At 70.0% G+C, this 25,739-nt stretch carries 19 protein-coding genes; 7 read left to right on the top strand and 12 right to left on the bottom strand.

The window, feature by feature from the left end; all coding sequences use genetic code 11:
- Positions 1-20 precede the first annotated feature (20 nt).
- Positions 21-917: an ABC transporter ATP-binding protein gene (locus HKD39_RS02310; RefSeq protein WP_171198184.1), complete on the top strand. Its 897-nt coding sequence runs from the start codon at positions 21-23 to the stop codon at positions 915-917.
- Positions 899-2,536, top strand: a complete 1,638-nt coding sequence (locus HKD39_RS02305; protein ID WP_171198183.1) for a hypothetical protein — start codon at positions 899-901, stop codon at positions 2,534-2,536. Before HKD39_RS02310 ends, HKD39_RS02305 begins: the two co-directional genes overlap by 19 nt.
- Here the strand turns inward: HKD39_RS02305 and HKD39_RS02300 are convergent.
- Together HKD39_RS02300 and mce are read right to left on the bottom strand one after the other, a co-directional pair.
- A complete protein-coding gene (locus HKD39_RS02300; RefSeq protein ID WP_171198182.1) occupies positions 2,514-4,223 on the bottom strand; it encodes a coiled-coil domain-containing protein in 1,710 nt (569 codons plus the stop codon). The genes HKD39_RS02305 and HKD39_RS02300 overlap by 23 nt on opposite strands.
- Positions 4,220-4,735, bottom strand: coding sequence for a methylmalonyl-CoA epimerase (mce, locus tag HKD39_RS02295; protein ID WP_171198181.1), 516 nt, complete (start codon positions 4,733-4,735; stop codon positions 4,220-4,222). The genes HKD39_RS02300 and mce overlap by 4 nt, the downstream gene beginning before the upstream one ends.
- 71 nt (positions 4,736-4,806) lie before the next feature.
- Here mce and HKD39_RS02290 point away from each other — a divergent pair, with 71 nt between their 5' ends.
- Both HKD39_RS02290 and HKD39_RS02285 read left to right on the top strand, forming a co-directional pair.
- Positions 4,807-6,066 carry an acetyl-CoA C-acetyltransferase gene (locus HKD39_RS02290; protein ID WP_171198180.1) on the top strand — a complete coding sequence of 420 codons (1,260 nt, stop codon included), beginning with the start codon at positions 4,807-4,809 and terminating at the stop codon, positions 6,064-6,066.
- Positions 6,066-6,452 carry a hypothetical protein gene (locus HKD39_RS02285; RefSeq protein ID WP_171198179.1) on the top strand — a complete coding sequence of 129 codons (387 nt, stop codon included), beginning with the start codon at positions 6,066-6,068 and terminating at the stop codon, positions 6,450-6,452. The genes HKD39_RS02290 and HKD39_RS02285 overlap by 1 nt, the downstream gene beginning before the upstream one ends.
- Here HKD39_RS02285 and HKD39_RS02280 read toward each other — a convergent pair.
- A complete protein-coding gene (locus HKD39_RS02280; RefSeq protein ID WP_171198178.1) occupies positions 6,421-7,722 on the bottom strand; it encodes an APC family permease in 1,302 nt (433 codons plus the stop codon). The genes HKD39_RS02285 and HKD39_RS02280 overlap by 32 nt on opposite strands.
- A gap of 106 nt (positions 7,723-7,828) precedes the next feature.
- Here HKD39_RS02280 and HKD39_RS02275 point away from each other — a divergent pair, with 106 nt between their 5' ends.
- Positions 7,829-8,317: an Lrp/AsnC family transcriptional regulator gene (locus HKD39_RS02275; RefSeq protein WP_171198177.1), complete on the top strand. Its 489-nt coding sequence runs from the start codon at positions 7,829-7,831 to the stop codon at positions 8,315-8,317.
- Between the two features lie 113 nt (positions 8,318-8,430).
- On the opposite strand, the gene HKD39_RS02270 is transcribed toward HKD39_RS02275, so the two are convergent.
- From HKD39_RS02270 to HKD39_RS02255, 4 genes are all read right to left on the bottom strand, one after another.
- Positions 8,431-8,961, bottom strand: a complete 531-nt coding sequence (locus tag HKD39_RS02270; protein WP_171198176.1) for a MarR family winged helix-turn-helix transcriptional regulator — start codon at positions 8,959-8,961, stop codon at positions 8,431-8,433.
- A gap of 124 nt (positions 8,962-9,085) precedes the next feature.
- Positions 9,086-9,877, bottom strand: coding sequence for an enoyl-CoA hydratase (locus tag HKD39_RS02265; protein ID WP_171198175.1), 792 nt, complete (start codon positions 9,875-9,877; stop codon positions 9,086-9,088).
- A 78-nt stretch (positions 9,878-9,955) separates the two neighbouring features.
- Positions 9,956-11,107, bottom strand: a complete 1,152-nt coding sequence (locus tag HKD39_RS02260; RefSeq protein WP_171198174.1) for an acyl-CoA dehydrogenase family protein — start codon at positions 11,105-11,107, stop codon at positions 9,956-9,958.
- A gap of 157 nt (positions 11,108-11,264) precedes the next feature.
- Positions 11,265-12,527 (bottom strand): MFS transporter, encoded by a 1,263-nt coding sequence (locus HKD39_RS02255; protein ID WP_171198173.1) that lies wholly within the window; start codon positions 12,525-12,527, stop codon positions 11,265-11,267.
- A gap of 75 nt (positions 12,528-12,602) precedes the next feature.
- Between HKD39_RS02255 and HKD39_RS02250 the strand changes: the two genes are divergently transcribed.
- Positions 12,603-13,619 carry a thioredoxin family protein gene (locus tag HKD39_RS02250; protein ID WP_171198172.1) on the top strand — a complete coding sequence of 339 codons (1,017 nt, stop codon included), beginning with the start codon at positions 12,603-12,605 and terminating at the stop codon, positions 13,617-13,619.
- Between the two features lie 91 nt (positions 13,620-13,710).
- Here HKD39_RS02250 and HKD39_RS02245 read toward each other — a convergent pair whose 3' ends face one another.
- The 5 genes from HKD39_RS02245 to HKD39_RS02225 form a co-directional block, all read right to left on the bottom strand.
- The gene (locus tag HKD39_RS02245; RefSeq protein WP_171198171.1) at positions 13,711-14,784 is read right to left on the bottom strand and encodes a neutral zinc metallopeptidase; all 1,074 of its coding nucleotides are present in this window, start codon (positions 14,782-14,784) and stop codon (positions 13,711-13,713) included.
- Between the two features lie 266 nt (positions 14,785-15,050).
- Entirely contained in the window at positions 15,051-17,330 is a 2,280-nt protein-coding gene (gene glgB / locus HKD39_RS02240; protein WP_171198419.1) for a 1,4-alpha-glucan branching protein GlgB, read from the bottom strand.
- Positions 17,331-17,577: 247 nt separating this feature from the next.
- Positions 17,578-19,092, bottom strand: a complete 1,515-nt coding sequence (locus HKD39_RS02235; protein WP_343074525.1) for a maltokinase N-terminal cap-like domain-containing protein — start codon at positions 19,090-19,092, stop codon at positions 17,578-17,580.
- Positions 19,089-20,843: a maltose alpha-D-glucosyltransferase gene (treS, locus tag HKD39_RS02230; RefSeq protein WP_171198170.1), complete on the bottom strand. Its 1,755-nt coding sequence runs from the start codon at positions 20,841-20,843 to the stop codon at positions 19,089-19,091. The genes HKD39_RS02235 and treS overlap by 4 nt, the downstream gene beginning before the upstream one ends.
- Before the next feature lie 128 nt (positions 20,844-20,971).
- Positions 20,972-22,963 carry a maltotransferase domain-containing protein gene (locus HKD39_RS02225; RefSeq protein WP_171198169.1) on the bottom strand — a complete coding sequence of 664 codons (1,992 nt, stop codon included), beginning with the start codon at positions 22,961-22,963 and terminating at the stop codon, positions 20,972-20,974.
- Positions 22,964-23,120: 157 nt separating this feature from the next.
- Between HKD39_RS02225 and glgP the strand changes: the two genes are divergently transcribed.
- Entirely contained in the window at positions 23,121-25,721 is a 2,601-nt protein-coding gene (gene glgP, locus HKD39_RS02220; RefSeq protein ID WP_171198168.1) for an alpha-glucan family phosphorylase, read from the top strand.
- Positions 25,722-25,739: the final 18 nt, after the last annotated feature.

Genomic DNA, 25,739 nt, shown 5'->3' with positions numbered 1-25,739 from the left:
AGTGTGGCAAGGTAGGCGCCATGTCGGGACCTGACTTCGGCGCGCCCGCACCGGGCAGCCAGCCACCTTCCGCCACTTCTGCGCCCCAGGGTGCCGAGCCGTCCGCCGGTTCATTGCCGGCCTATCCAGCGGCGGCGCCGTCCGACCCGCGGACCGCGCAACAGGCATTGGCGTTGCGCGATCTGACCAAGACCTTCGGCGACAAGGTCGCCGTCGACCACGTCAACCTCGACGTCCCTGCCGGCTCCTTCTTCGGGCTGGTCGGCCCGAACGGTGCCGGGAAGACCACCACCCTGTCGATGGTCAGCGGCCTGCTGGTGCCCACCGCGGGGCGCATCTTCGTGGACGGTGTCGACGTCTGGGCCGACCCCGCCGCCGCGAAGGCGCGGATGGGCGTGCTGCCGGAGGGCCTGCGGCTGTTCGAGCGGCTGTCCGGCGCCGAACTGCTCAGCTACCTCGGGCGGCTGCGCGGGCTGCCCGCCGATGTCGTCAACCAGCGGGCCACGTCGCTGTTGGACGTGCTCGACCTGAGCGATGCCGGCGACAAGCTGGTCGCCGACTACTCCACCGGCATGCGCAAGAAGATCACCCTGGCCGCAGCGCTGCTGCACTCGCCGCCGCTACTGCTGCTGGACGAGCCGCTGGAAGCGGTGGACCCGGTGTCCGCCCGCACCATCCGCACCGTGCTCACCCAGTACCGGCAGGCCGGCGGCACCGTCATCTTCTCCTCGCACGTGATGGCGTTGGTGGAGGAGCTGTGCACGCACGTCGCGGTGATGGCGGCCGGCCGCATCGTGGCCGCCGGTGAGCTGGCGACCGTGCGCGGCAGTGCGGCCAGCCTCGACGACGCCTTCTTCCACCTTGTCGGCGGTCAGGAACGGCACACCGAAGGACTGTCGTGGCTGCAGTCCCGCTGACCGAATCCGCGGCCGCCGGCCAGGTGCGGCCGGCGCCGCTGTCGTTGTTCGCCGGGCTCAAGTGGCACCTGCTGGTGAGCCGCTGGCGCGCCGCCAACGGCGCCAGCCGGGCCGGCATGATCGTGCTGCTGGTGGTGGTCGCGCTGGTGCTTGCCGCTGCGGTGCTGGGACTTTGCCTGCTGCGGCGGATACCCGACGTCGCCCCGCTGGCCATCTCCGGTGTGTTCGCCACCCTGCTGGTGGCCTGGGTGCTCGGTCCGATGATCGCCTTCGGCGTGGACGAAACCGTTGACCCGCAACGGTTTGCGTTGCTCCCGCTGCGAACCTCGAATCTGCAGCGCGGGCTGCTGGTGAGTTCGCTGGTCGGCTACCTGCCGATCGCCAATGCTGTTGTCCTGGTCGGCGCCGCGATCGGGATGTCGAGCAACTGGGCGGTGCTGCCGCTGGCGCTGCTGTGCTCGGCGCTGCAACTGATGACCTGTGTGGTGTTCTCCCGCGCCGCTTCCACCGCGATGGCGTCGCTGATGTCGTCCCGCCGCGGCCGCGATCTCGGCATGCTGATCGGCTTCGCGGTGCTGGCGCTCTACCTGGTGCTGAACGTGGTGCTGAACTCGGGTTCCGGCCTCGCCGGCGGCGCCGCGAAGGTGGCCCAGGTGCTGTCCTGGACGCCGCCTGGATCGCTGGCATCGCTGCCGTATCTGGTGACGACGGGGCAGTGGGCCAGGGTCGTCGTCGCCGCGGTGATCGCGGTGGCGTTCCTGGCCGTCGGTTGGTGGTGGTGGCGCCGCGCCCTGGTCACCTCGCTGACCAGAGGAACATCGGAGACCGAAGGATCTGCGCCGTCCAGGGGTCTGCTGAACGCCGACGCTGTCGGCGGCAGCCTCTCCGGCACAACGCGTTTGGTGGCCGGCCGGGTGCTCACCCTGATGTGGCGCGATCCGATGCGCCGGATGCCGTGGCTGTTGTCGCTGCTGATGGCGATCGTCTGGCCGCTGCTGGTATTCCGGTTCTCCGGCGCGGTCTACGGCTGTGCGCTGGGAGCGCTGCTGTTCGGCACCCAGGCCGGCGGCATGTACGCCTGGGAGGGCTCAGGGCTCTGGCTGCACATGGTGGCCTTCGGCGATCGGACAAGGGCAAGGGCTGAGGTGTTGGGCAACCTGCTGGTGGTGACGCTGCCTGCGGTGCTGCTGTTGATGCTGTCGGTCGGCGTGGTCGCGGCGATCAGGGACGACTGGGCGAATGTGCCCGGCGCCCTTGGGCTTTGCCTCGGGTTGCTGTTCGGCGCGGCGGGGGCGGCGGCGGTGGCCTCCGCCTACCTGCCGTACGCGATGCCGCAGAGCCGCAAGTCCATGTTCGTCTCCAGCGTGCCGGGGCAGAAGGGCCGCACCGCGCGGGCCACCATCGGCACCATGCTCGGCGGGGTGGTGCTGGCACTGCCCACCGTTGTGCTGGTGATCCTGGCGATCGCGGTGTCGCCGGTGTTCGGTTGGGCGGCGCTGGCGGTAGCTGTGGTGTCGGCGCCGATCGTACTGGTGCTGAGCAGCCGGATCGCCGCGGCGAAGTACCTGAACTCCGCCCCGGAGATCCTGCAGTTGGTCAGCGCCGGCGACCGGGTGTAGCCGGCGTCTGCTCGGGCGCCCAGTCCGCCCAGTCCGAACGCTGGTGCCGCCGGGTGGCATCGGCGTCACCATCGTCACCGGTACCACCAGTGCCAGCAGCGTCACCGGTGCCAGCGGCGTCAACGGTGTCGGCTGGGTCAACAGTGGCGGCAGCGTCAATAGTGGCGGCTGGGTCAGCAGTATCGGCAACTGCGCCGTTCCGGTCCGGCGCCGGGGTGGCCCCACCGCTCTGCCGGGGGAGCCCGGCCGCCTCGTCCGGCAGCTCGGCCGGGAATTCGTCGAGCAGCGGCCTGGTGGCTTCCTCGTCCGGCGGGTTGATCAGCTCAGGGGCCGAGGTCACCAGCGAGCGCACCCGGCCGAGCTGGGCATCCAGCTCGCCGAGCTGCTCGTGCACCCTGGAGCGCAGCTGGGTCAACCGGCGCACCGCGGCGTCCGCCTCGGCCACCCGCTCGTGCGCCTGCCGTTGGGCCAGCTCCCGCCGCCGCCGCGCGTCGGCGTCGGCGGCCGACAGCTGACGCTGGATCTCGGCGGCGGTGTCGGAACGCAGCTTGGTCACCTCTGCGGTGGCGTCGGCGCGCTGCTGTGTGGTGTCGGCGTCGGCCTGCTGCCGCAGCTCGGCGGCTGCCGCGGTCGCTTCCTCGATCCGGCGTTTGGCGTCGGCCACCGAGGTGCGCTCGCGGTCGGCGAGCGTCCGGTACGCCTCACTGCGCCGCGACGCCATGGTGATCTCGAAGTCTTCCTCCACCTGGGCACGGTGCCGGTTCGACTCATCGGTGAGCCGGGCCGCCTCGGCCTTCGCCTCGTCCACCATCTCGGTGGCGGCGGCGTCGGCATCGGCGATGGTGCGCTCGGCCTGGGCGGAGGCGGTGCGGGTCAACCGGTCGGCGGACGCCCGTGCCTCACCCAACAACTGCTCGGCCTCGGTCTTCGCCGAGGTCAGCGCCGACTCCGCGGCGGCGAGCGCCTGACGGCGCTGCTCGTCGGTCTCCTGGGTGACCTTGCTGCGCAGCTGGTCGGCCTGCTGCTGGGCGGTGGCGACGATGCGCTCGGCATGCGCGGTGCCCTGGCCGATCAGCTGCTGGGCCTGCGCGGCCAGCTCCGCCCTGACGGTGGCGCGCTCGTCGTCGAACAGGTGCCTGTCCTGCTCCAGCGTCGCCCGGTCGGACTCCAGTGCCGTCATCCGCTCGGTGTGCTCGGCGTCAGCGGCGGCGGTGTTGGCGGCGAGCTCGGCCGTCACCGCCTCGCGGAGCCGTGCGACGTCTTCGTCGGTGGTCGACCGCAGCGCGTCGGTCTCGGTCTTGGCGGTGCTGGTGAGCCGCTCGGCCTCGGCGCTGGCGTCAGCGCGGAGCTGGTCGGCCTCCTGTCGTGCCGACGACCGGATCTCGGCGGCCTCTTCCTCGGCCAACCTGATCAGCCGCTGCATGCGGTCGGAGAGGTTGCCGACGGCGAGCGGTTCAAGGGCGTTCCGGTCTAGTTGGGCGCGCAGCGCGTCAGCCTCGGCCTGGGCGCTGGACAACTGCGCGGTCAGTTCGCTGATCCGCTGGTTGGTGGCGTCCCGGTTGGCGGTGGCGATCCGCAGGTCGTACTCGAGCTGTTCCAGGTGCGCGGTGACCTGCTCGGGGGCGTAGCCCCGCCGTACCAGGTCGAACGGGACTTGAGTTGGCAGCCAGTCTCCTGGGTTGGTCATCGCGCTCCTTCCCGCTGCGTATCGGTCTGCCGGCCCTGATCGGCCGCGTGCTGTCCATCTTCTGCCGCCGGCTGGACGAGTTCGAGCAACACTCCGCCGGCATCCTTGGGGTGCACGAAGTTGATCAGCGACCCCGCTGTCCCGCCCCGCGGCTGGTCGTACAGCAGCCGCAGGCCCCTGGCCCGCAGCGCGGCGGCCGCGGCGGCGACGTCGGGTACCCGCACCGCCAGTTGCTGCAGCCCCGGCCCCTGCCGGTCGATGAACTTCGCGATGGTCGAGTCCGGCCCGGTGGGCGCCAGCAGCTGCAGCTGGGTGGAATGCGGGCTGTCGGCCGGGCCGAACGCGATCATGGCCTCCTCGACCTGCTGCTCCGGGTTGGTCTCGCGGTGGGTCAGCCGCCCGCCGAGTACGTCGGTGTGGAAGGCGATGGCGGCATCCAACTCGGGTACCGCGAGGCCGACATGGTCCACCGCCGCTACCTCGAGCGCGCGCAGAGTCTGGCTCACCGTCATCTGATCACCGTAACGCTCGGCGGCACGGTTGCCGGGGACGCGCAGCGGCCGCAGGCGGTACCTTCCATCACATGGAGCAGCAGCGCGGCCAGCACATCCCCCAGAATCCCGCCGGCGGCAGCCCGGCCGGGCGCAGCACGGTGATCGTCGCGGGGGCGCGCACCCCGATGGGGCGGATGTCGGGCTCGCTCGGCAGCCTGCCGGCGTCGGAACTGGGCGCCGCCGCCATCCGCGGGGCGCTGTCGAGGGCCGGGGTGGCTCCCGACCAGGTCGACTACGTGATTCTCGGGCAGGTGCTGCCGGCCGGTGCCGGGCAGCTGCCGCCCCGCCAGGCGGCCGCCGCCGCCGGTATTGGAATGGACGTGCCCTCGCTCGGCATCAGCAAGGTCTGCCTGTCAGGGTTGGACGCCATTGCGCTGGCCGACCAGCTGATCAGGGCCGGCGAGTTCCGCACCGTCGTCGCCGGCGGCATGGAGTCGATGACGAACGCCCCGCACCTGCTGCCGCACTCCCGCGCCGGCTACAAGTACGGCGAGGTGACGCTGCTGGATCACATGGCCGTCGACGGGCTGCAGGACGCGTTCACCGATGCCGCGATGGGTCTGCTCACCGAGAAGACCAACACCGAGGGCAGTCACGGCGGCGGGGTGCTGACCAGAGAGCAGCAGGATGCCTTCGCCGCTCGCTCGCACCAAAGGGCGGCGGCGGCGCAGCAGGCCGGCCGGTTCGCCGACGAGATCGTCGATGTCACGGTGCCAGGGCGCAAGGGTGACGTGGTGGTGGACAGCGACGAGGGCATCCGCCCCGACACCACCGTGCAGACCCTGGCGAAACTGCGCCCGGCGTTCAGCCCGGACGGCACCATCACCGCAGGGTCGGCGTCGCCGATCTCGGACGGCGCCTGCGCCGTTGTGGTGATGGACAAGGAGCTTGCGATCGAGCGTGGGCTCGACTGGCTGGCCGAGATCGGCCCGCACGGCGTGGTGGCCGGCCCCGACTCGTCGCTGCAGTCCCAACCGGCGAACGCCATCAAGGCGGCCTGCGCCAAGGCCGGGATCGACCCGAAAGATCTGGATCTGATCGAGATCAACGAGGCGTTCGCCGCCGTCGGCATTGCGTCGACCCGGGAGTTGGGCGTCAGCGAGGAGATCGTGAACGTCAACGGCGGGGCGATCGCGCTCGGTCACCCGATCGGCATGTCCGGGGCCCGGCTGGTGCTCACCCTTGCCCTTGAGCTCAAACGCCGGGGCGGCGGGACCGGGGCCGCCGCACTGTGCGGCGGCGGGGGACAGGGCGACGCACTGTTGCTGACCGTCCCAGCCCGGCCCTGATGCCGCCGGAGGATCTTGTCGTTGCGCTGCACGACGACCTGCAGCGGTGGCTGGCCGACGCGGATCAGGCTGCGCTGCAACGGTTTCTGAACGCCCACCACCCCGCGATGCGGCTGATCGACACCTCCGGGCGCCGGCACTGCTTTGACGATCTGGCCCGGGCGCTGGCGGCGTCGGGCGGCAGCCGACCTGGGCTCCACATCACGATCGACGACGTTCACCGCCCGGCAGCAAACGTGGTGGCCTTCATGGAGTCTCACCACCACCCCGCCTCCGATCCCGATTCCCACTCCGATCCAGACTCCGGCGGCCAGCAGCGTCGGTGGACCACCATGGTGCTCACCGACGGCAAAGTCATCGCTGTCCAGGAGACCCAGATCCGCTGACCGGCGGGCGGCGGCGAGCCCCGATCACCAGGCTGCCCACCCCGATCGCCGTCGGCACCACCAGGTTCCACCCGGCGAACAACAGCGGCACCGTCACGGCGCCGGCGGCCGCGCCGGCAACCAGCCGCATCCTGCCGTTGAGCAGCCGCGTCGCCGCGACCGTGCACAGCAGGTACACCGACACGAAAAGGGTCGACGGGATGGCCACCAACTGGGCCACCGACAACCAACCGGCGCCGGTGGCGACGAACACCGCCGTCCCCAGCCCAGCGATGGCCGGTGGCAGCGCTCGTTCGGGAGCCCGGGCGGCGGCGGGACGGCGGCCACGCTGAGTGGAATCGCTGGGACGCAACAACTCTCGGGTGAGCTCGGTAGCACCGGACAGGTAGGCGTTGGTGCCGGCCAGCGTCACCGCGATGGCGACGACGGAACCGACCACCGCACCGGCGCGCCCCAGCCCGGCATCGAGCAACGCGGCGACCGGCGCCACACCGGCCCGGCCGCCGAGCACCCCGATGGTGACGGTCGCCAGTGCCAGGTACACCACCGCGGTGACGCCGAACGCGGTGCCGGTGATCTTCGGCAGTTGCCGGCCGGGATCGGGCAGCCTCGAGACCAGCGGGGTGATCGCCTCCCAGCCGACGAACGACAGCATCACCGCCAGCGCCGCCGGGCCCAGCGCCGACCAACCGTGCGGGGCCAGCGGCTGCCACGCGTCGGCTCGCATGCGGGGCAGCGCCGCGGCCACCGCCACCAGCACCAGTACCAGCAGCACCGCCACCAGCAGCTGCTGCACCCTGGTTCCGGCGCGTCGGCCGAACAGATTCACCGCGACGACCAGGGCAAGCAGGACGGCCGCGACCAACGGTGTTGCGCCGGGACGCAGGCCCAGCAGCCCGGTCAGGTAGCCGGCACCGATCAGGCTGACCACCGGAGCACCGACCACCACCCCGGCGACGAACATCCACCCGGCGGCCGGGCCGAGCCGGCGGTGCAGCCCGGCCCGCACGTAGGCCACCATGCCGCCGTCGGGGAAACGAATGCCGAGCGCGGTGAAGACGATCGCCAGCAATCCCGACACCAGCAACATGCCCAACCAGACGACAATCGAAGCGGGACCGGCGATCTCGGCCGCAAGGCCCGGTACCAGCAGCACGCTGGGTCCGAGCAGCGCGCCCACATACAGCGCCACCGCCGCCGCGGTATTGAGCGGCGGCCGCGACGGCGTGGGTGCGGCTCGGGTACCGACGGCAGCCGGCGTGGTTTCCATACCGACGACTCTGCGGCAGTACCGGCGACACGCGATGGCAAAGTAGGTGACTCAACGCCGGTCTGACGCAACTATTGCGCGGCATGAAGGCCGTACGATGCGGATCATGCCGCAGCAGCTCTTCGACAAGACCGACCGTGCCATCCTGGCGACGCTGCAGAGCGAAGGCAGGATCCCGAACGTCGAGCTCGCCGAACGGGTCGGGCTGTCGCCGTCCGCGTGCTTGCGCCGCACCAAGGCGCTGGAAGCCGCCGGCCTGATCGGTGGCTACCGGGCCGAGCTGGACCGGCTCGCGCTCGGGCTGGGGTTGACGGTGTTCGTCTCGCTGCGGGTGACGCAGCACTCCCGCGACACCTCGCGGATGATCGAGCAGGCGCTGACCGCTATTCCGGCCGTTGTGGCCTGCTATGTGGTGTCGGGTGAGGCCGATTTCCTTGTCGAGGTCGTTGTCCCGGACCTGACGGCCTACGAAGCGGTGTTGCTCGACGAGCTGCTGCTGATCGGGCCGGTCACCGACGCGCGCAGCATGTTCGCGATCCGGACGGTCAGCGCCAGGGCGCCGCTGCCGCTGGAGCATTGGCCCCCGCGGGCATAGGCGGCACCGGACAGTTGTACCCGAGCTGCCTCCAGTGCGCGGAAAAGTGTGGAAATCAGGGCTTTTTCGCGCGCTGGAGGCAGCAAAGGTCGAAACCGGCGGGCCAATCCGGCTCAGCTGAAGTCGCCGACCGCCTTGCGGACCTTGGTGAGCAGCCGGCTCAGCTCGGACAGCTCGGAGTCGTCCAGACCCACCCAACCGAACTCGGCGTCGGTGACGGCCGCGGTGGCCGCCTGTAGCCGCTCCGCACCGGCATCGGTGAGCTCAACCAAGGTGGTGCGCCGGTCCGAGGGGTGCGGCAGCCGCTTGGCCAGGCCGTCCGCCTCCAGCCGGTCGACGATGTTGGTGATCGAGGTCGGGTGCAGCTGCAACCGCTCGCCCATCAGCCGCATCGGCAGACTGCCGCGTTTGCTGAACGACAACAGCACCAGCGCTTCATAGCGGGCGAAGGTAAGTCCGTGCGGCTTGAGCGCCTCGTCGACGGTGGCCTGCAGAATTTGCTGCACCCGCATCACGTTGGTGACGGCGGCCATGGCGGTGTTCGGGCCGATGCGTTCCGACCAGGTCTGCGCCGCCTTCTCGATGGGGTCGAACGGCAGCGCCGAACCGAGTTGCGGACGCTGCCCGCGCACACCATGAGTCATACCGCGACGTTAGCAACCGGCCGCCGCCGAGCCGCGTGCGCGGGCCGGGTGTCCCGGCTGCTGGGACGAGCGCGCCACCGCGATCAACGTGCCGCTGGAACCGGTGCCGGGCCGGCGGCGATGCTCAGCTGTGGGTGAAGTTCGGCGGCCGCTTCTCGGCGAATGCCGCCATGCCTTCGGACTGGTCGGCGGTGGCGAAGCCGGCCTGGAACACCCTGCGCTCGAAGCGGATGCCCTCGGTGAGGCTGGTTTCGAAGGCGCGGTTGACGGCCTCCTTGGCCATCCAGGTGGCCGGCTTGGAGTACCCGCCGATGGTCTGCGCCACCTCGAGGGCGGTGGGCAGCAGCTGGTCGGCCGGCACCACCCTGGAAGCGAGGCCGGTCTGTTTGGCCTCGTCCGCCTTCATGGTGCGACCGGTCAGAATCAGGTCCATGGCAACGGCTTTGCCCACCGCGCGGGCCAGCCGTTGGGAACCGCCGATGCCGGGAATCACGCCGAGCTTGATCTCCGGCTGACCGAACACCGCCGTGTCGGCGGCGATCAGGATGTCGCAGAGCATCGCCAGTTCGCAGCCGCCGCCGAGGGCGTAGCCGGCCACCGCGGCGATCAACGGTGTACGCAGATTGGCGAGCCGGTCGGCCTCGGCGAACAGGTTGTCCGTGTAGGTCTGCGGATAGCCCATGTCCTGCATCTGCTTGATGTCGGCGCCGGCGGCGAACGCCTTGTCCGAGCCGGTGAGCACGATAGCGCCGACATCGGGGTCAAGGTCGAGAGTGGTTGCGGCGTCGACCAACTCGCTGATCAGCTCGGCGTTGAGGGCGTTCAGGGCCTCCGGTCGGTTCAGGGTGATCAGGGCGACCCGCGGGGCGGTGGCCCGGTCGACGGTGATGGTCTGGTACTGGCTGGACTCGGTCATCCGTCGAGTATCTCCCGCACGCGGGCGGACGGCACCGGGCCGGCGTCCGCGGTTGCCGCGCTGGTGGCGGGGCAGGGCTCAGCCCGGCAGTACCGACCGGGAGATGATCAGGTTCATGATCTCGTTGGTGCCCTCCAGAATCTGGTGCACCCGCAGATCGCGGACGATCTTCTCGATGCCGTACTCGGCGAGGTAGCCGTAGCCACCGTGCAACTGCAGCGCCCGGTTGGCCACCTCGAAACCGGTGTCGGTACACAGCTTCTTCGCCATCGCGCACAGCGGCACCGCCCGCGGATCGCCGTTGTCGAGGGCATCGGCGGCGCGCCACAACAACAGCCGCGCCGCCTCCAGCGAGGTGGCCATTTCTGCGATGTCGAACTGCAATGCCTGTAACGACTTCAGCGGCGCGCCGAACGCCTGCCGCTCGCCCAGATAGCCGATCGCCTTGTCCAGGGCGGCTTGTGCTCCGCCGAGCGAGCTGGCGGCAATGTTGAGCCGGCCGCCGTTGAGGCCCTTCATGGCGATGGTGAAGCCGTCACCTTCGTTGCCGAGCAGGTTCGACGCAGGCACCCTGACCCGGTCGAGGATCACCTGCCTTGTCGGCTGGGCATTCCAACCCATCTTGATCTCGTTGGGCCCGAACGACAATCCTTCGGATTCACCATCGACCACGAACGCCGAGATGTTCTTCGGGCCGGGCCCGCCGGTCCGGGCCATCACGATGTACACCCTGGAGGCACCGGCGCCGGAGATGAACTGCTTGACCCCGCTCAGCAGATAGTGCGAGCCGTCGTCGGAGCGCACGGCCTTGGTGGTCAGTGCGGCAGCGTCGGAGCCTGCCCCCGGCTCGGTCAGGCAGTACGAACCGAGGTACTCCATGGCGCACATCTGCGGCAGGTAGCGCTGCCGCAGCTCGTCGCTGCCGAACGCATCGAGCATCCACGCCGTCATGTTGTGGATGGACAGGTAGCTGGCGATCGACGGGTCGCCGGTCGCAAGGCTCTCGATGATGGCAGCGGCCGCCAGTCGGGAAAGGCCGGAGCCGCCAACATCTTCGGAGACGTACATGCCACCCATGCCCAACTCGGCCGCCTTGCGCAGCACATCGACGGGGAAGTGTTTGTCCCGGTCCCAGGCGACGGCGTTCGGGGCGAGGAACTCGTCGGCGAACTCCTTGGACACACCCGCGATGTCGGCGATGTCCTGCGGGAGCTGGAAGAGCTGGGACATGAACGGTCCTCCGGGTGTGGGGGAGTTGTGCGGGTTCGAGTGGGACCGGCGGGGTGGCCGGGGAGCGAGCGTCCCGAACACCGGCCGGCTCACCAGCCCCCAGAATACTAGGAATTCCTAGTATCGGATCCCCGACCGAATTGCGGTGTATGGGCGGTCAGCCGGGCCGGCGCCGGCTCCCGGCGGTGGCCACCGCACGGCGGGACCGCCGGCCGCCGGGCGCGAACACCGCCAGCCAGCCGGCGCCGAGCCCGCAGACCGCGGCCATCGCCACCGCCGCCGGGCCCAGCGCGGCCAGCGCCGTCACCGCCGCGATCAGGCCGGGACCGGCCAGCCCGCCGGTGTCGGCGAGGAAGCGCCAGGCGCCGAGGAACTGGGCGCGGCCGACGGTCGGCGCGGCGTCGCTCCCCATGGTGAGGACGATGCCGGACGACAGCCCGTTGCCGACCGCCATCACGCCGGCCACCACGGCGATGGCGATCGCGGTATGCGTCAACGGCAGCAGCAGCAAACCCAGCCCCATCAGCAGCACGGCCGGGACGGCGACGAACACCCGGCCGAACCGGTCCATCACCGCACCGCCCGGGTAGACCAGCAGCAGCTCGATGCCTGCGGCGATACCGAAAATGACGCTGATGGTGCTCGGATGCAGCTGCTGCGCCTCCGACCACAGCGGCAGGATGGTCTGCCGCGACTGCCGGGCGGCCGAGATCAACAGCACCCCGACACCCACCGTTGCCAGCACCGACCAGTGCTGCCGGACCACCGCGGCGATCGTGACGCGCGGCGCCCGGTGCTCGCGCTTGCCCGCGGTGCGTTCGTCCGCCGTCAGATCTGGCATGGTCAGCGTGAGCAGCCCGGCCGCCAGCCCGGTCCCCGCCGCGAACAGGAACACCGCCTGCAGCGAGAAGGCGCTGACCAGCCAGGCCGCGACGAACGGGCCGATGAACAGCCCTACCCGGAAGGTGCCGCCAAGGCTGGACAGCGCCCTGGCCCGGTACCGCAGCGGGATGGCGACCGTCATCCATGCATGTCTGGCCAGGTTGAACACCGACGCCGACATCCCGTCAACGAACACCGCCAGCGCCAGCAGCCACAGCGACTGCGCCAGGTACGCCGTTGTCATGGCGGCGACATCAACCGCGGCGGCCGCCAACAGTGCCCGCCGCTCGCCGAACTTCGCCGCCAGCGCACCGGCGGGGAGATCGCCGACCAGTTGACCGCAGGCCAGCAGCGTCACGACCACAGCGGCGGTCGCCGCACTCGCGCCCAGCGCGATCGCCGCCAGCGCGATCATCGGCGTCACCGCGCCGTAACCCAACGAGGCCAGTGCCGTCGGCCCGTATGCGGGCAGCAGGATCGGCCGCCACCGGAACGCGACGGACGTTCCCGGCGGCTCGGGCGGGCTGGGGGTCTGCATCAGCTGTCAATTTAGCGGGGCTAACAAACGGGCCGCGCGCGGCCGGCGCCGAGGTGCGCACCTACCATGGGCTGCATGACTCGCTCCAACATGCCGTCGCGGCAGTCCGCCGAGACCGCGCGGGCCCAGCAGGCCGCGCTGAGCTCGGCGTTCGCCGGCGCTGTCGATCTCTCCGGGCTGGCCCGCCAGGCCCAACAACCCACAGCTGCCCCTGCGCCCGGCGGATCCGGCGCGCCGAGCGGTAACGGCCCCGCCGGCGACGGCTCGGCCGGAGCCGGCCCGCGTTCGCCGTTCGTCATCGACGTCGACGAGGCCTCGTTCCAGTCGGTGGTGGAGGCCTCGTCCGAGGTGCTGGTCGTCATCGACCTGTGGGCGACGTGGTGTGAGCCGTGCAAGCAGCTCTCGCCGGTGTTGGAGAAGCTGGCGGCCGAGGGTGGCGGCGCATGGATTCTGGCGAAGGTCGACATCGACGCCAACCCGCGCATCGCGCAGGCCTTCGGCGTGCAGTCGGTACCGACGGTGGTGGCGCTGGCGGCCGGCCAACCCGTCGACGCCTTCGCCGGCGTCCAACCGGAACCGCAACTGCGGCAGTGGGTTTCCGGGCTGCTGAGCGCGCTGCGGGACAAACTGCCTGGCATCAAGGCCGCCGAGGACGCGATGGGCGGCCCGGTGCCGGAGCCGGAGGATCCGCGCTTCACCGCCGCCGAGGAATTGCTGGCCGACGCAAAATTCGCCGAGGCCGCAGCGGCCTACCAGGCCATCCTTGACGCCGAGCCCGGCAACGCCCAGGCCGCCGCGGCGCTGGCGCAGGCCGAGTTCTTCGGCCGCACCGCCGATCTCCCCGATGACGCCGTGGCCAAGGCCGACGCCGCGCCAGACGACGTTCCGGCGCAATTGCTGGCAGCCGACGCCGAGGCGGCCGCCGGTAACCCGAAGGCGGCGTTCGACCGGTTGATCAACGGCATCAGGCGCACCTCGGGCGACGAGCGCACCCAGCTGCGTGAGCACCTGGTATCGCTGTTCGGGCTGTACCCGGCCGACGACCCGCAGGTGATCGCCGCGCGCAGAGCGCTGGCCGCCGCGCTGTACTAGCCGCGCTTGTTCCAGCCGGCTGCGTCACGGTGCCCCGGCGTCACGGTGCCCTGGCGCCACCGTGGCCCGGCGACACGGTGGCCCGGCCTGGTCAGCCCTGCTGGCACCGGGTGAGGCCGCCGTCGTAGCCGGTGACGAAGCCGGTGAGATCGGCCATGGTGGCGCCCGGCCAGTGCTGAACCGCTGCGATCGCCTCGTCGGGGTCGCCCGGCTGGCTGCCGAGCTGACCGGGCCCCGCCGAGGCGATGGTGTCGGCAGCCCAAGCGCCGGCGAAACAGCCTGCGCTGGAACGGTTCTGCTCGGCCCCGGCGGCCAGCGCCAGCACCGTGGCCTTGGCGAACTGGCCGTACCGGCCGGCCGCCTGCCAGCCGGCCGGCTCGGCATCGCCGGCGCCAACCGGTCGCGAACCGAAGGCGGCAAGCGACCGAGCGGCGGCCGATCGCAGTTCGGCATCGCCGGCGAACCGGGGGGCGGCGTCGGCGGAGCCGACCGGCGCCGGCGTCGCCGGGGTGTCGAGGCGAGCGGAAGCCACCGTCATCGCCCGGCACGATCGCGCCCCGTCGGTGACGCCGGTGCTGACCGCCCTGGCACGCTGCAGCGCGGTGCCGTGCCTGTCGTCGCCGGCCGGGAGAGCAGCGGCATCGTCGTGAAAGTCCAGTAGCGGGCCGAGGGTTTGCATCGCGGTGCCCGCGGCGAACTGGTTCTGCGGCAACCCGGTGCCACCGCCGCCGACGGCCTGCAGGAACGCGCCGGCCATGCAGTCCGCCTGCTGTTCCAGCAGCAGGTTCGGATAGCGCTTCGGGTCGGAGCGGCGCTGCTCCGCCGTCGGGCCCACCCTGGCCTGCACCAGGTGCCCGAACTCGTGAGCCAGCGACGCCGTCACCGCGCCGCCGCCGTACGAGTAGCGCAGCACCGGCAACAGGGCCGACGCGTCGATCACGATGCCGTCCTGCCCTGGGCAGTAGAACGCGTTGCCCCGCAACGCATCCGCCGACGCCGCGCACATCAGCTGCGCGGTACTCGGACGATTGTCGGTGTCGACCAACAGGTAATCGCCGCGCGGCGGCGACCAGGCGGCACCCAGATCAGCGGCCCAGAACTGTTCGAGCGCAGCCGTGACGGCGCCGACCTTACCGGTCGCTGCCGGATCGACAGCGTCGGGCACCTCACGAACCGGCGCGGCCCGCCCAGCCGTTGCGGCGGACCCGGCCAGCGGAGCATGTCCGGCCGCGCTCACGAGGGTGGCTGCAGCTGTCGGCGGAGCGGCCGCGGCCCGAGCCGGCAGCGCTGCGATGGGCCGGGGGAGCCCGGTGCACACAGTCAACACAGTGAGCACGGCGCCGGTGATCACGGCGCGGGCGATCACCGTTGCCCGCCCGCGCGGCCGGCGCCGGCTGCGGCGGCCTCCGGCGAGTCGCCGCGCGCCGGAGCTCAGGCCAACACGTCCGGGACCAGCCACAGCGCACCCAACGGCGGCAGCGCAACGGTGGCCACCGCCGGCTGCCCGTGCCAGGACTCCTCGATCGCTTGCACCGCACCGAGATTGCCGACGCCGGAGCCGCCGTACACGTCGGCGTCGGTGTTCAGAGCCTCCCGCCAGCTCCCGGCGAACGGCAGCCCGAGCTGGTACTGCTGGTGCGGGCTGGCCGAGAAGTTCAGCACGCACACCAGTGGGGTGCCGTCCGCACCCCAGCGCAGGTACGAGAAGACGTTGCCGTCGCGGTCGTTGGCGTCGATCCAGGCGAACCCGTCCGGGGTGAAGTCTTGGGTGTAGAGCGCCGGCGTTGCGCGGTACACCCGGTTCAGGTCGCCGATCAGCCGGCGGATACCGGCATGCAGCGGCACCTGCAACAGGTCCCACGGCACCGAGGCGTCGGCGTTCCACTCCCAGGGGTTGCCGAGCTCCCCGCCCATGAACAGCAACTGCTTGCCGGGGTGCGCCCACATGTGCGCGAAGTAGGCGCGCAGCGTTGCCGCCTTGCGCCAGTCGTCGCCGGGGATCTTGCCCCACAGTGAGCCCTTGCCGTGCACCACCTCGTCGTGGCTCAGCGGCAGCACGAAGTGTTCCGAGAAGGCATACATCAACGAGAACGTCATCTCGTTGTGGTGCCAGGACCGGTGCACCGGATCGCGCTCGATGTACGACAGGGTGTCGTGCATCCAGCCCATGTTCCACTTCAGGTCGAAGCCGAGGCCGCCGAGGTGGGTCGGGCGGGTGACGCCGGGCCACGCCGTCGACTCCTCGGCGATCATCACCGCGCCGGGCACCCGTTTGCCGACGGTCGCGTTCACCTCCTGGATCAGCGACACCGCCTCAAGGTTCTCGTTGCCGCCGTAGACGTTCGGCGTCCACTCGCCCGGGTTGCGGCTGTAGTCCAGGTACAGCATGGACGCCACCGCGTCCACCCGCAGCCCGTCGAGGTGGAACTGTTCAAGCCAGTACAGCGCATTGGCCACCAGGAAGTTACGAACCTCACGCCGACCGAAGTCGAAAACCAGTGTGCCCCAGTCTTTCTGCTCACCGCGGCGGGGGTCGGCATGCTCGTACAGCGGGGTGCCGTCGAAGCGGGCAAGCGCCCATTCGTCCTTGGGGAAGTGGGCGGGCACCCAGTCGAGGATCACCCCGTAACCGGCCTGGTGCAGCCGGTCGATCAGATACTTGAAGTCGTCGGCCGAACCGAACCTGGGGTCGGCGGCGTAGTACGAGGTGACCTGGTAGCCCCACGAACCGGAGAACGGGTGCGCGGCCAGCGGCAAAAACTCGACGTGCGTGAACTGGGTGTCAGCCAGGTCGTCCAACAGTGCGTCGGCCATTTCGCGATAACCGAGCCCCGGCTTCCACGATCCGGCGTGCACCTCGTAGATCGACATCGGCTCGGCCAGCGGTTCGGACTCGGCGCGGCGCTGCAGCCAGGCATCGTCACCCCAGGTGTAGCCGCTCTCGGTGACGACAGACGCGGTCGCCGGTGGCACCTCGGAACCGAACGCCATCGGGTCGGCCTTGGTCCGCCACACCCTGTCCTGCCCGAGAATCTGGAATTTGTAACGGGTTCCGGCGCCGACGCCGGGGACGAACAGCTCCCACACCCCACTGCTGCCCAGCGAGCGCATCGGGGTGCCGGCCCCGGTCCAGTGGTCGAAATCGCCGGTCACCCGCACCCCGCGGGCGTTGGGCGCCCAGACCGCGAACGAGGTGCCGGTCACCTCGCCACCGGGGGTGGGGTAGCTGCGCACGTGGGCGCCGAGGACTTCCCACAGCTGCTCGTGCCGGCCCTCGCCGATCAGGTGCAGATCGATCTCGCCGAGGGTGGGCAGCCAGCGGTACGGATCGTCGACGTCGTACACCGTGTCGGTGCCGGTGCGGCTCTCGGTTTCGCTCTCGGAAGCACCAGGGGCATCGGCATCGGTGCCGCCATCGGAAGGGCCGTAGGTCACCCGCAGCCGATAGTCGCCGACGGGACCGGGGACGGTGACCGCGAAGATTCCGCCGTGCAGGTGCGGCATGTCGATCTCGGAGCCGTCGGTCAGCAGCGACACCGATTTCGCGTGGTGTCGCAGGGTGCGGACGGTCGTGCTGCCGTCCGGCTGCGGGTGCGCGCCGAGAATGGCGTGCGGGTCGTGGGTGTCGCCGCCGATCACCTGCTCGAGCTCGTCCTGGCTCGGTTCCCGCGGTGTGGGGCTGCGCTGTGGTTCCGCCGGGGTCGGTGGCATTCCCTCCGATGACGCCGACGCCGCTGACGACTCCGCCGCCGAAGCCGACGCCGCTGACGACGACTCCGCCGCCGACGCCGGTGCCGGCCCCGGTCCGGCCGGTGAGACGTCTCCGGCAGCACGGTGTTTCGGGGTACTCGGCCGTTCGGTAGCGGGGTTCTGCTGAGCCGGATCGGTCGCCGCTGTGCCGGCAGTGGGATTCTCGGGCCCGGGCCGGGTGCGCCCGCGGTCGTCTCCTGAGTTGCGGTCAGTCATGGTGGCCTCCTAGAGAGGTGAGCGTGGCGACGGCTTGCAGCGGGATCGGCAGCCAGGACGGCCGATAGTTGTGTTCGTACCCGGCCTCGTAGACGGCGCGGTCCAGCTCGAAGGCGCGCAGCAGCGCGTCGGCGGCACGTGGATCGGTACCCGCCTCGGCGGCGTAACCGTCGCAGAACGCCGTGCGGTTCCGGCTCGCCCACTCGTCGGCGCGGAATTGGTGCTGAGCGTCCGGCTGCCCGGTGCCCGCCAGCATGTGGTGGCCGGCGTAGTCGAGCGAGCGCAACATCCCGGCGACGTCCCGCAGCGGCGAATGCAGGGCCCTGCGGTACTGCAGCGACTTGCTCGGTTCGCCCTCGAAGTCGATCACCGCCCAGCCGGTCAGCGTGCGGAGGGTCTGGCCGAGGTGCAGATCGCCGTGAATGCGTTGCAGCGGAACAGTGTTGCCGGCCCGAGCGAAATCGGTGGCCTGAGCGAACACCGCCAGCACGGCGTCGCGGTACGGCGCCAACTCGGGAACCTCGTCGATGGTGCTCGCCGCGAGCGCGGCCATCGCCTCGACATCGGTGCGCAACTGCGCCTCGTCCGCCGGGCCGGTGCCGAATGCCTCGGCCAGATCGTGATGCACCGACGCGACCGCCTGCCCGAGCCGGTAGGACTCGGCCGCGAAGTCGCCGCCGACCTCGTCGGCGCGCAGATCGCCCTCGGCCATCAGGTCGCGGACGCTGGCGGTGGCCATCTGCCAGCCGTCGGCGCTGTTGGCGAAGAACTGGGTGAGTACCGCCAGTGTGGTGGGCTCCCCGGCCACCGGGCCGGTCATCTCACCGAAAAGGTCGGCGCTGTGCGCCGAACCCCGCTCGGCCAGAGCGGCATGCACCTCGGCGTCGGGGTTGGGCCCCGGCTCCAGCCTGCGGAACACCTTGAGGATGCCGCTGTCCCCATAGATGATCGAAGTGTTGGACTGCTCTCCGGTCACCACAAAGCCATGCGCACTCGGATCGAGCATCACGCCTTCGCGATGCACCGCGGTGACGTCGCCGAGTGTGCGGTTCTCGGCGATCGCCCGCAGCAGCAGGGCCGACAGCTCGGGGTCGTGCAGGGCGTCGTACAGCACAACTGCCGAACCGCCTGGCGATGCCGCCGCGCCGATCTCGGCGTGCGTCAGCCGCTCGGGCAGCACCGGCCTTCGGCCGATCCACAGCTGGTAGCGGCGGACCCCGTCGGCCGCCGGCACCTCGACGATGAGGTGTTCGAACTCGGCGCGGTCGGCGTCGGGCGCCGCACTGTCGGCGGCGGCCGGCTCGGCTGCCAGCCGGTGCCGGCTGACGATGTCGACACCGGCGAGTTCGGTGCGGCCGGCGAACCAGCGCTGCTGCGGGAGCCAAGAGGCCAACATGCCGGCGATCTCGGCGTCGCCGTCGGCCGCCGGTCGGGCGGCGGCGCCACCGTCGGACGGGTGCTGCTGGGCTGATGGCTGTTCGGGTGTCTGCTGTTCGGGGTCGGTCACTGGCCCACCTCCGTAGGCGTATCGGGTTGCTGCATCTCGAACCAGTAGAACCCGTGGCCGGCCAGCGTGAGCAGGTACGGCAGCTCGCCAACGGCGGGGAACAGCTGGCCACCGGTCAACTCGACCGGCACACTGCCCTCCCAGCGCCGCAGGTCCAGCTCGACCGGTTGCGGGAAACGGGACAGGTTGTTGACGCACAACACGGTGTGCTCGGCCTCGGTGCCGTCCTCGCTGCCTGGGTAGTGCAGCACGTACGACAATACCGAGGGATTCGACCCGCCAAGATCATGGAACTCGCCGACCGAGAATGCGGCGAAAGTCTTGCGGATCTCGATCATTCGGCGCGTCCAGTGCAAAAGCGACGAAGTGGTGTTCATCTGCGCTTCGACATTGACGGTCTGGTACCCGTAATTCGGGTCCATGATGGCCGGCAGGTACAGCCGGGCCGGGTCGGACCGGGAGAAGCCGGCGTTGCGGTCGGGGGACCACTGCATCGGGGTGCGCACCCCGTCGCGGTCGCCCAACCAGATGTTGTCGCCCATCCCGATCTCGTCGCCGTAGTACAGGCACGGTGAGCCCGGCAGCGACAGCAGCAGCGCGGTGAACAGCTGGATCCGCCCGCGGTCGCCGTCCAGCAGCGGTGCCAGCCGCCGGCGGATGCCGATGTTGGCCTTCATCCGCGGGTCCTTGGCGTATTCGTTCCACATGTAGTCGCGGTCTTCGTCCGAGACCATTTCGAGGGTGAGCTCGTCGTGGTTCCGCAGGAAGATGCCCCATTGGCCGGTCTCGGGAATCGCCGGTGTCTGGGCCAGAATTTCCGAGATCGGGAATCTGTTCTCCCGTCGCGCCGCCATGAAAATGCGTGGCATCAAAGGGAAGTGGAAGCACATGTGACATTCGTCCCCGCCGACAGCTGGGTCGCCGAAGTACTCGACAACATCGGCCGGCCACTGGTTGGCCTCGGCCAGCAGCACGGCGTCCGGGTACTCCTCGTCGATCACCGCACGGCAGCGCTTGAGGAACTCGTGCGTCTGCGGCAGGTTCTCGCCGTTGGTGCCCTCGCGGACGTACAGGTACGGGACCGCGTCCAGCCGGAATCCGTCGATGCCGAGGTCGAGCCAGAACCGCATCACATCGATCATGGCGTCCCGCACCGCGGGGTTCTCGTAGTTCAGGTCGGGCTGGTGCGAGAAGAACCGGTGCCAGAAGTACTGTTTGCGCACCGGGTCGAAGGTCCAGTTGGACGGCTCGGTGTCGACGAAGATGATGCGCGCGTCGGGGTACCCGGTGTCGTCGTCCGCCCAGACGTAGAAGTCGCCGTACGGCCCCTCCGGGTCGGCCCGTGACGCCTGGAACCAGGCGTGCTGGTCCGAGGTGTGGTTCATCACCAGGTCGGTGATCACCCTGATACCGCGCTCGTGCGCCGCGTCGATCAGCGCGACGAAATCCTCGACGCTGCCGAACTCGGGGAGCACCTTGCGGTAGTCGGAGATGTCGTAACCGCCGTCGCGCAGCGGTGAGTCGTAGAACGGCGGCAGCCACAGGCAATCGACGCCGAGCCACTGCAGATAGTCGAGCTTCTCGATCAGACCGCGAAGATCGCCGGTGCCGTCACCGCTGGAGTCGTAGAAGGCGCGCACCAGCACCTCGTAGAAGACCGCGCGCTTGTACCACTCCGGCTCGGCCGTTATCGGCCGGGCATGCGGGAAATCGCCTGAGGTCGGCTCGGCGATGGCGATCTGGTTGGGCATGCTCACCTCTCTGTTCGGGTGTGCGAATCAGTTGGTAGATCGGATCATTGGGGAAAACCCCGGCAGGGTTCCGGCCCTGGCGGTGGCGGCGGCTCCGGCCGGAAAGGGCGCTGCGCGGTGCGCCGGAGTCACGGACGGCGCACGGCGAAGATGTGCGCGGCCTGCTTGCTCGGGTCGAGGATCACCGTGTTGCGTTCCCCCCAGACGTACAGCCCGCCGCCGACCAGGTCGTGAACGATGAACGTCTCACCCCAGTCGTAGCCGAGCGCCGGCAGGAAGAGGTTGGTCTCGCCCCACTGCGTGCCCTCGCTCACCAGCGAGACCACCACCAGAATGGTGTCGCCGGTCTGCTGATCCCGCCGCGAGTAACACAGCAGGTTGGGCGACGAGATCTCGTGGAACCACAGGCCTTTCATCTGCTGCAGCGCAGGGTGCTCACGGCGGATCCGGTTCAGCTGGCCGATGAAGGGCTCCAACGTCCCCCCGGCCGGGTGATCGAAATCGCGCGGGCGGAGCTGATACTTCTCCGAGTCCAGGTACTCCTCGCTGCCCGGCCGCACCGCGACGTGCTCGAACAGCTCGTACCCGGAGTACACCCCCCACAGCGGCGACAGCGTCGAGGCCAGCACGGCCCTGATGGCGAACATCGCCGGCCCGCCGTACTGCAGCGAGGCGTGCAAGATGTCCGGCGTGTTGACGAAGAAGTTCGGCCGCATGTAGTCGGCCGCCTCCACCAGCTCGACACCGTAGTCGGCGATCTCGTCCTTGCCGGTGCGCCAGGTGAAGTAGGTGTAGCTCTGGGTGAATCCGACCCGGCCGAGCTCGTGCATCATCGCCGGCTTGGTGAAAGCCTCGGCGAGGAAGATCACCTCGGGATTCTCGGTGTGCACCTTGGCGATCAGCCATTCCCAGAAGTTGATCGGCTTGGTGTGCGGGTTGTCGACACGGAAGATCGTGACCCCGTGGGAGATCCAGTACTGCACCACCCGCAGCACCTCGGCGTACAGACCGGCAGGGTCGTTGTCGAAGTTCAGCGGGTAGATGTCCTGGTACTTCTTCGGCGGGTTCTCTGCGTAGGCGATGCTGCCGTCGGGTCGGGTGGTGAACCACTCGGGGTGCTCCCGCACCCATGGGTGGTCGGGTGCGCACTGCAGCGCCAGGTCGAGCGCCACCTCGAGGCCCTGCTCCCGCGCGGCGGTGACGAACGCGTCGAAGTCGTCGATCGTCCCGAGTTCCGGGTGAATGGCGTCGTGCCCGCCCGCCGCCGACCCGATCGCCCACGGTGACCCGACATCGCCGGGTTCACAGTCGACAGAGTTGTTGCGGCCCTTGCGGTTCACCTCGCCGATCGGGTGGATCGGCGGCAGGTACACCACGTCGAAATCCATCGCGGCGATGCGGGGCAGCGCGGTGACGGCGTCGGCGAAGGTGCCGTGCCGCACCGGGCGGCCGGCGTCGTCGACGATGGCCCCGACCGAGCGGGGGAAAAACTCGTACCAGGACGCGAACTCGGCCAGCGGGCGGTCCACCCATATCTGCTGCGGCGCCGACCTGGTGACCAGTTCGCGGATCGGGTCGGCGCGCAGGGCTTGCCAGGTGGAGGGTTCCAGCGCCGGCGCCACCCGGTCGGCGACGGAGTAGCCGGTGTTCCGCAACGCCGCGATGGCGGTCTTCAAGGTCGGTGCCAGCGGGTTGCGCGGCCGGCGCGCGATCTTTTCCAGCAGCCGGGCCCCGACCTCGAGGTCGTTGGCCAGCTCGTCGGCGTTCTGGCCGGCGGCGATCTTCACCTCGACCGCATGCCGCCAGGTTTCCAGCGGGTCGCTCCAGGCCTCGATGACGAGGTTCCACATGCCGGGCGCGTCCGGTGTCACCGTCGCGGAGAAATGATCGGTGCCGGGGACGCCCGGAGTCATGATGTTGAGGCTGCTGCGCTGGGCGCGCGCCCGCGGCCGACCGGCCACCGGAGCCGGCTGGAACACCACGTTGGCGGCGACGGCGTCGTGTCCTTCTCGGAAGACGGTCGCGCCCACGTCGATAGGTCGCCCGACCACGGCCTTGGCGGGATAGCGCCCACCGGCGACGGTCGGGGTGATGTCGGTCAATCCGATGCGTCCGGCCACGCCGCCAACCTATAACGGCGGCCGGGCACCTGACGGTGGCGCGGGGGTGAACCCTCGTCATCCAAGAGAGCGAACTCGCCCGCTCAGGTGACAATTCACCCGTCGATGCGGCGAAGGCGTGCTGAATCGATACTGAACGCCGGTAGCGTGTCGCTGCGTGAAAGCACTTCGTCGATTCATCGTGCGTCCGCAGTTGCCGGACCAGCTGGCCCCGCTCGGCGGGTTGATCCGCAACCTGCGCTGGTCGTGGCACAGCCCGAGCCAGGATTTGTTCACCGACATCGACCCCGAGCTGTGGCAACGCCTCGAGGGCGACCCGGTCAAGTTGCTGGGTGCGGTGAGCAAGGACCGGCTCGAACAGCTTGCCGCCGACCCGGCCTTTCTTGAGCGGATGCACGCGCTGGACGCGGATCTGCAGGCCTACCTGACGGCGCCGCGCTGGTACCAGCAGCAGACTCAGCTGGCCGGCGCGCAGGGCGCCGGCGAGCTGCCCGCCGGGATCGCCTACTTCTCGATGGAGTTCGGCATCACCGAGGTGCTGCCCAACTACTCGGGCGGCCTCGGCATCCTGGCCGGCGACCACCTGAAGTCGGCCTCCGACCTCGGCCTGCCGCTGGTCGGCGTCGGCCTGCTGTACCGCTTCGGTTACTTCTGGCAGTCGTTGTCGGCTGACGGCTGGCAGACCGAGCACTACCCGGCGCACGACCCGCAGGGTTTGCCGCTCGAGCTGGTGCGTGCCGCCGACGGCAGCGAGCTGACCGTGTCGGTGCCGATGCCCGGTGGTCGGGAGATGACGGCCAGGATCTGGCGCGCCGATGTCGGCCGGGTGCCGTTGTTGTTGCTGGACACCGATATCGAGGCCAACGACGACGAGCTGCGGCATACCACGGACAAGCTCTACGGCGGCGACCAGAACCACCGGATCAAGCAGGAGCTGCTGCTGGGCATCGGCGGCGTGCGCGCCGTGCAGGCCTTCAACGAGCTGAACGGCCGGGCGCCGGCCGAGGTCTTCCACATGAACGAGGGCCACGCCGGTTTCCTCGGGCTGACCAGGATGCGGGAGCTGCACGCCGAGCGCGGCCTGAGCTGGGGCGAGGCGCTGGCCGCGGTCCGCGCCGGAACGGTGTTCACCACCCACACCCCGGTGCCGGCCGGCATCGACCGATTCCCGACCGACCTGGTGCGGCACTACTTCGACCCGGACGAGCAGGGCAACTCGCGGCTGCTGCCCGGGCTGCCGGTTGCCGACATGCTGGCGCTCGGTGCCGAGGACGACCCTGACCGATTCAACATGGCGCACATGGGTTTTCGCACCGCGCAGCGGGCCAACGGGGTCGCCAAGTTGCACGGCGCGGTGAGCCGGGAGATGTTCGCCGACCTGTACCCGGGCTTCGACACCGCAGAGGTGCCGATCGGTTCGGTGACCAACGGCGTGCACCTGCCGACCTGGGCCGCCAGGGAGATGTACCAGGTGGCCGGCGACATGTCCGGCTGGCAAGACCTGGCCTCGGCCGACGAGTGGCCGTACGCCGACCGGGTCGACAACGAGCGCATCTGGACGCTGCGGAACACGCTGCGGTCGCGGTTGGTGCAGATGGCCCGCAGGGTGGTGAAGAAGTCGTGGCTGCAACGCGGCGCCACCGAGGTGGAGCTGGGCTGGACGGACACGGTGCTCGATCCCGAGATCCTCACCATCGGTTTCGCCCGCAGGGTGTCCACCTACAAGCGGTTGACGCTGATGCTGCGTGACCCTGAGCGGTTGAAGCGGATCCTGCTCGACCCCGAGCGGCCGGTGCAGATGGTGATCGCCGGAAAGGCGCACCCGGCCGACGACGGCGGCAAGCGGTTCATGCAGGAGATGGTGCGGTTCGCCGACGATCCGGAGATCAGACACCGCATCTTGTTCCTGCCCGACTACGACATGGGCATGGCCTCGGTGCTGTGTGCCGGCGCCGACGTCTGGTTGAACAACCCGATCCGGCCGCAGGAGGCCTCCGGCACCTCGGGGATGAAGGCCGCGCTGAACGGTGTGCTGAACCTGTCCATCTCGGACGGGTGGTGGGACGAGCTGTACGACGGCCGCGACGGGTGGACCATTCCCACCTCGGGCGTCGCCGACGAGAACCGCCGCGACGACCTGGAGGCCGCCGCGCTCTACGACCTGGTGGAGTCCAGGGTGGTACCGCTGTTCTACGACCGCCAGGACGGCCGGCCGGACGGTTGGCTCGACATGATCCGGCACACGCTGTCGTACCTGGGGCCGCGGGTGCAGGCCACTCGAATGGTGCGCGACTACGTGCAGGGCTACTACGGCCCGGCGGCGCGGGCGGTGCACGCGTTCGGTCCAGATCTGGCCGGTACCAAGGAGTTCGCGGCCTGGCAGCACGCGGTCAGGGCGGCCTGGCCGCAGGTGCGGGTGATGCACGTCGACACCTCGGGCGTCGGTCAGGATCCGTCGCTCGGCAACGTGATGACGGTGCGCGCCTACCTCGATCTGGCCGGTCTCACCGAAAAGGATGTGCTGGTGCAGGTGGTGACCGGCACCGTCGACGGCAACGAGGAGCTGTCCGACACCGCGCTGGTCGACATGACCTACGTCGGCAACGGCGACGGGCACCGGTTCCAGGCAGATGTGCCGTTGGAGCGTTCCGGTCCGATCGGCTACACGGTGCGGGTGGTGCCGGCCAATCCGCACCTGGCATCGGTGGCCGAGATGGGTCTGGTCACCACCGCGAGCGCCGACGCGCAACCGCGCTGACCTGCTGCGGCGCCGGCT

Origin of the sequence: Nakamurella aerolata (assembly GCF_013002705.1) — a bacterium.
GTDB lineage: Bacteria > Actinomycetota > Actinomycetes > Mycobacteriales > Nakamurellaceae > Nakamurella > Nakamurella aerolata.
This window is presented reverse-complemented; position numbering and strand designations above follow the sequence as displayed.

Excerpts from the sequence above, each read along its gene's own strand:
- HKD39_RS02255 (WP_171198173.1), bottom strand. The coding sequence starts at position 12,527 with ATGCAGACCCCCAGCCCGCCCGAGCCGCCGGGAACGTCCGTCGCGTTC.
- HKD39_RS02265 (WP_171198175.1), bottom strand. The coding sequence starts at position 9,877 with ATGACCGAGTCCAGCCAGTACCAGACCATCACCGTCGACCGGGCCACC.
- HKD39_RS02275 (WP_171198177.1), top strand. The coding sequence starts at position 7,829 with ATGCCGCAGCAGCTCTTCGACAAGACCGACCGTGCCATCCTGGCGACG.
- HKD39_RS02280 (WP_171198178.1), bottom strand. The coding sequence starts at position 7,722 with ATGGAAACCACGCCGGCTGCCGTCGGTACCCGAGCCGCACCCACGCCG.
- HKD39_RS02290 (WP_171198180.1), top strand. The coding sequence starts at position 4,807 with ATGGAGCAGCAGCGCGGCCAGCACATCCCCCAGAATCCCGCCGGCGGC.
- glgB (WP_171198419.1), bottom strand. The coding sequence starts at position 17,330 with ATGCCACCGACCCCGGCGGAACCACAGCGCAGCCCCACACCGCGGGAA.
- treS (WP_171198170.1), bottom strand. The coding sequence starts at position 20,843 with ATGCCCAACCAGATCGCCATCGCCGAGCCGACCTCAGGCGATTTCCCG.
- HKD39_RS02300 (WP_171198182.1), bottom strand. The coding sequence starts at position 4,223 with ATGACCAACCCAGGAGACTGGCTGCCAACTCAAGTCCCGTTCGACCTG.
- HKD39_RS02285 (WP_171198179.1), top strand. The coding sequence starts at position 6,066 with ATGCCGCCGGAGGATCTTGTCGTTGCGCTGCACGACGACCTGCAGCGG.
- HKD39_RS02270 (WP_171198176.1), bottom strand. The coding sequence starts at position 8,961 with ATGACTCATGGTGTGCGCGGGCAGCGTCCGCAACTCGGTTCGGCGCTG.
- HKD39_RS02250 (WP_171198172.1), top strand. The coding sequence starts at position 12,603 with ATGACTCGCTCCAACATGCCGTCGCGGCAGTCCGCCGAGACCGCGCGG.
- HKD39_RS02310 (WP_171198184.1), top strand. The coding sequence starts at position 21 with ATGTCGGGACCTGACTTCGGCGCGCCCGCACCGGGCAGCCAGCCACCT.
- mce (WP_171198181.1), bottom strand. The coding sequence starts at position 4,735 with ATGACGGTGAGCCAGACTCTGCGCGCGCTCGAGGTAGCGGCGGTGGAC.
- HKD39_RS02260 (WP_171198174.1), bottom strand. The coding sequence starts at position 11,107 with ATGTCCCAGCTCTTCCAGCTCCCGCAGGACATCGCCGACATCGCGGGT.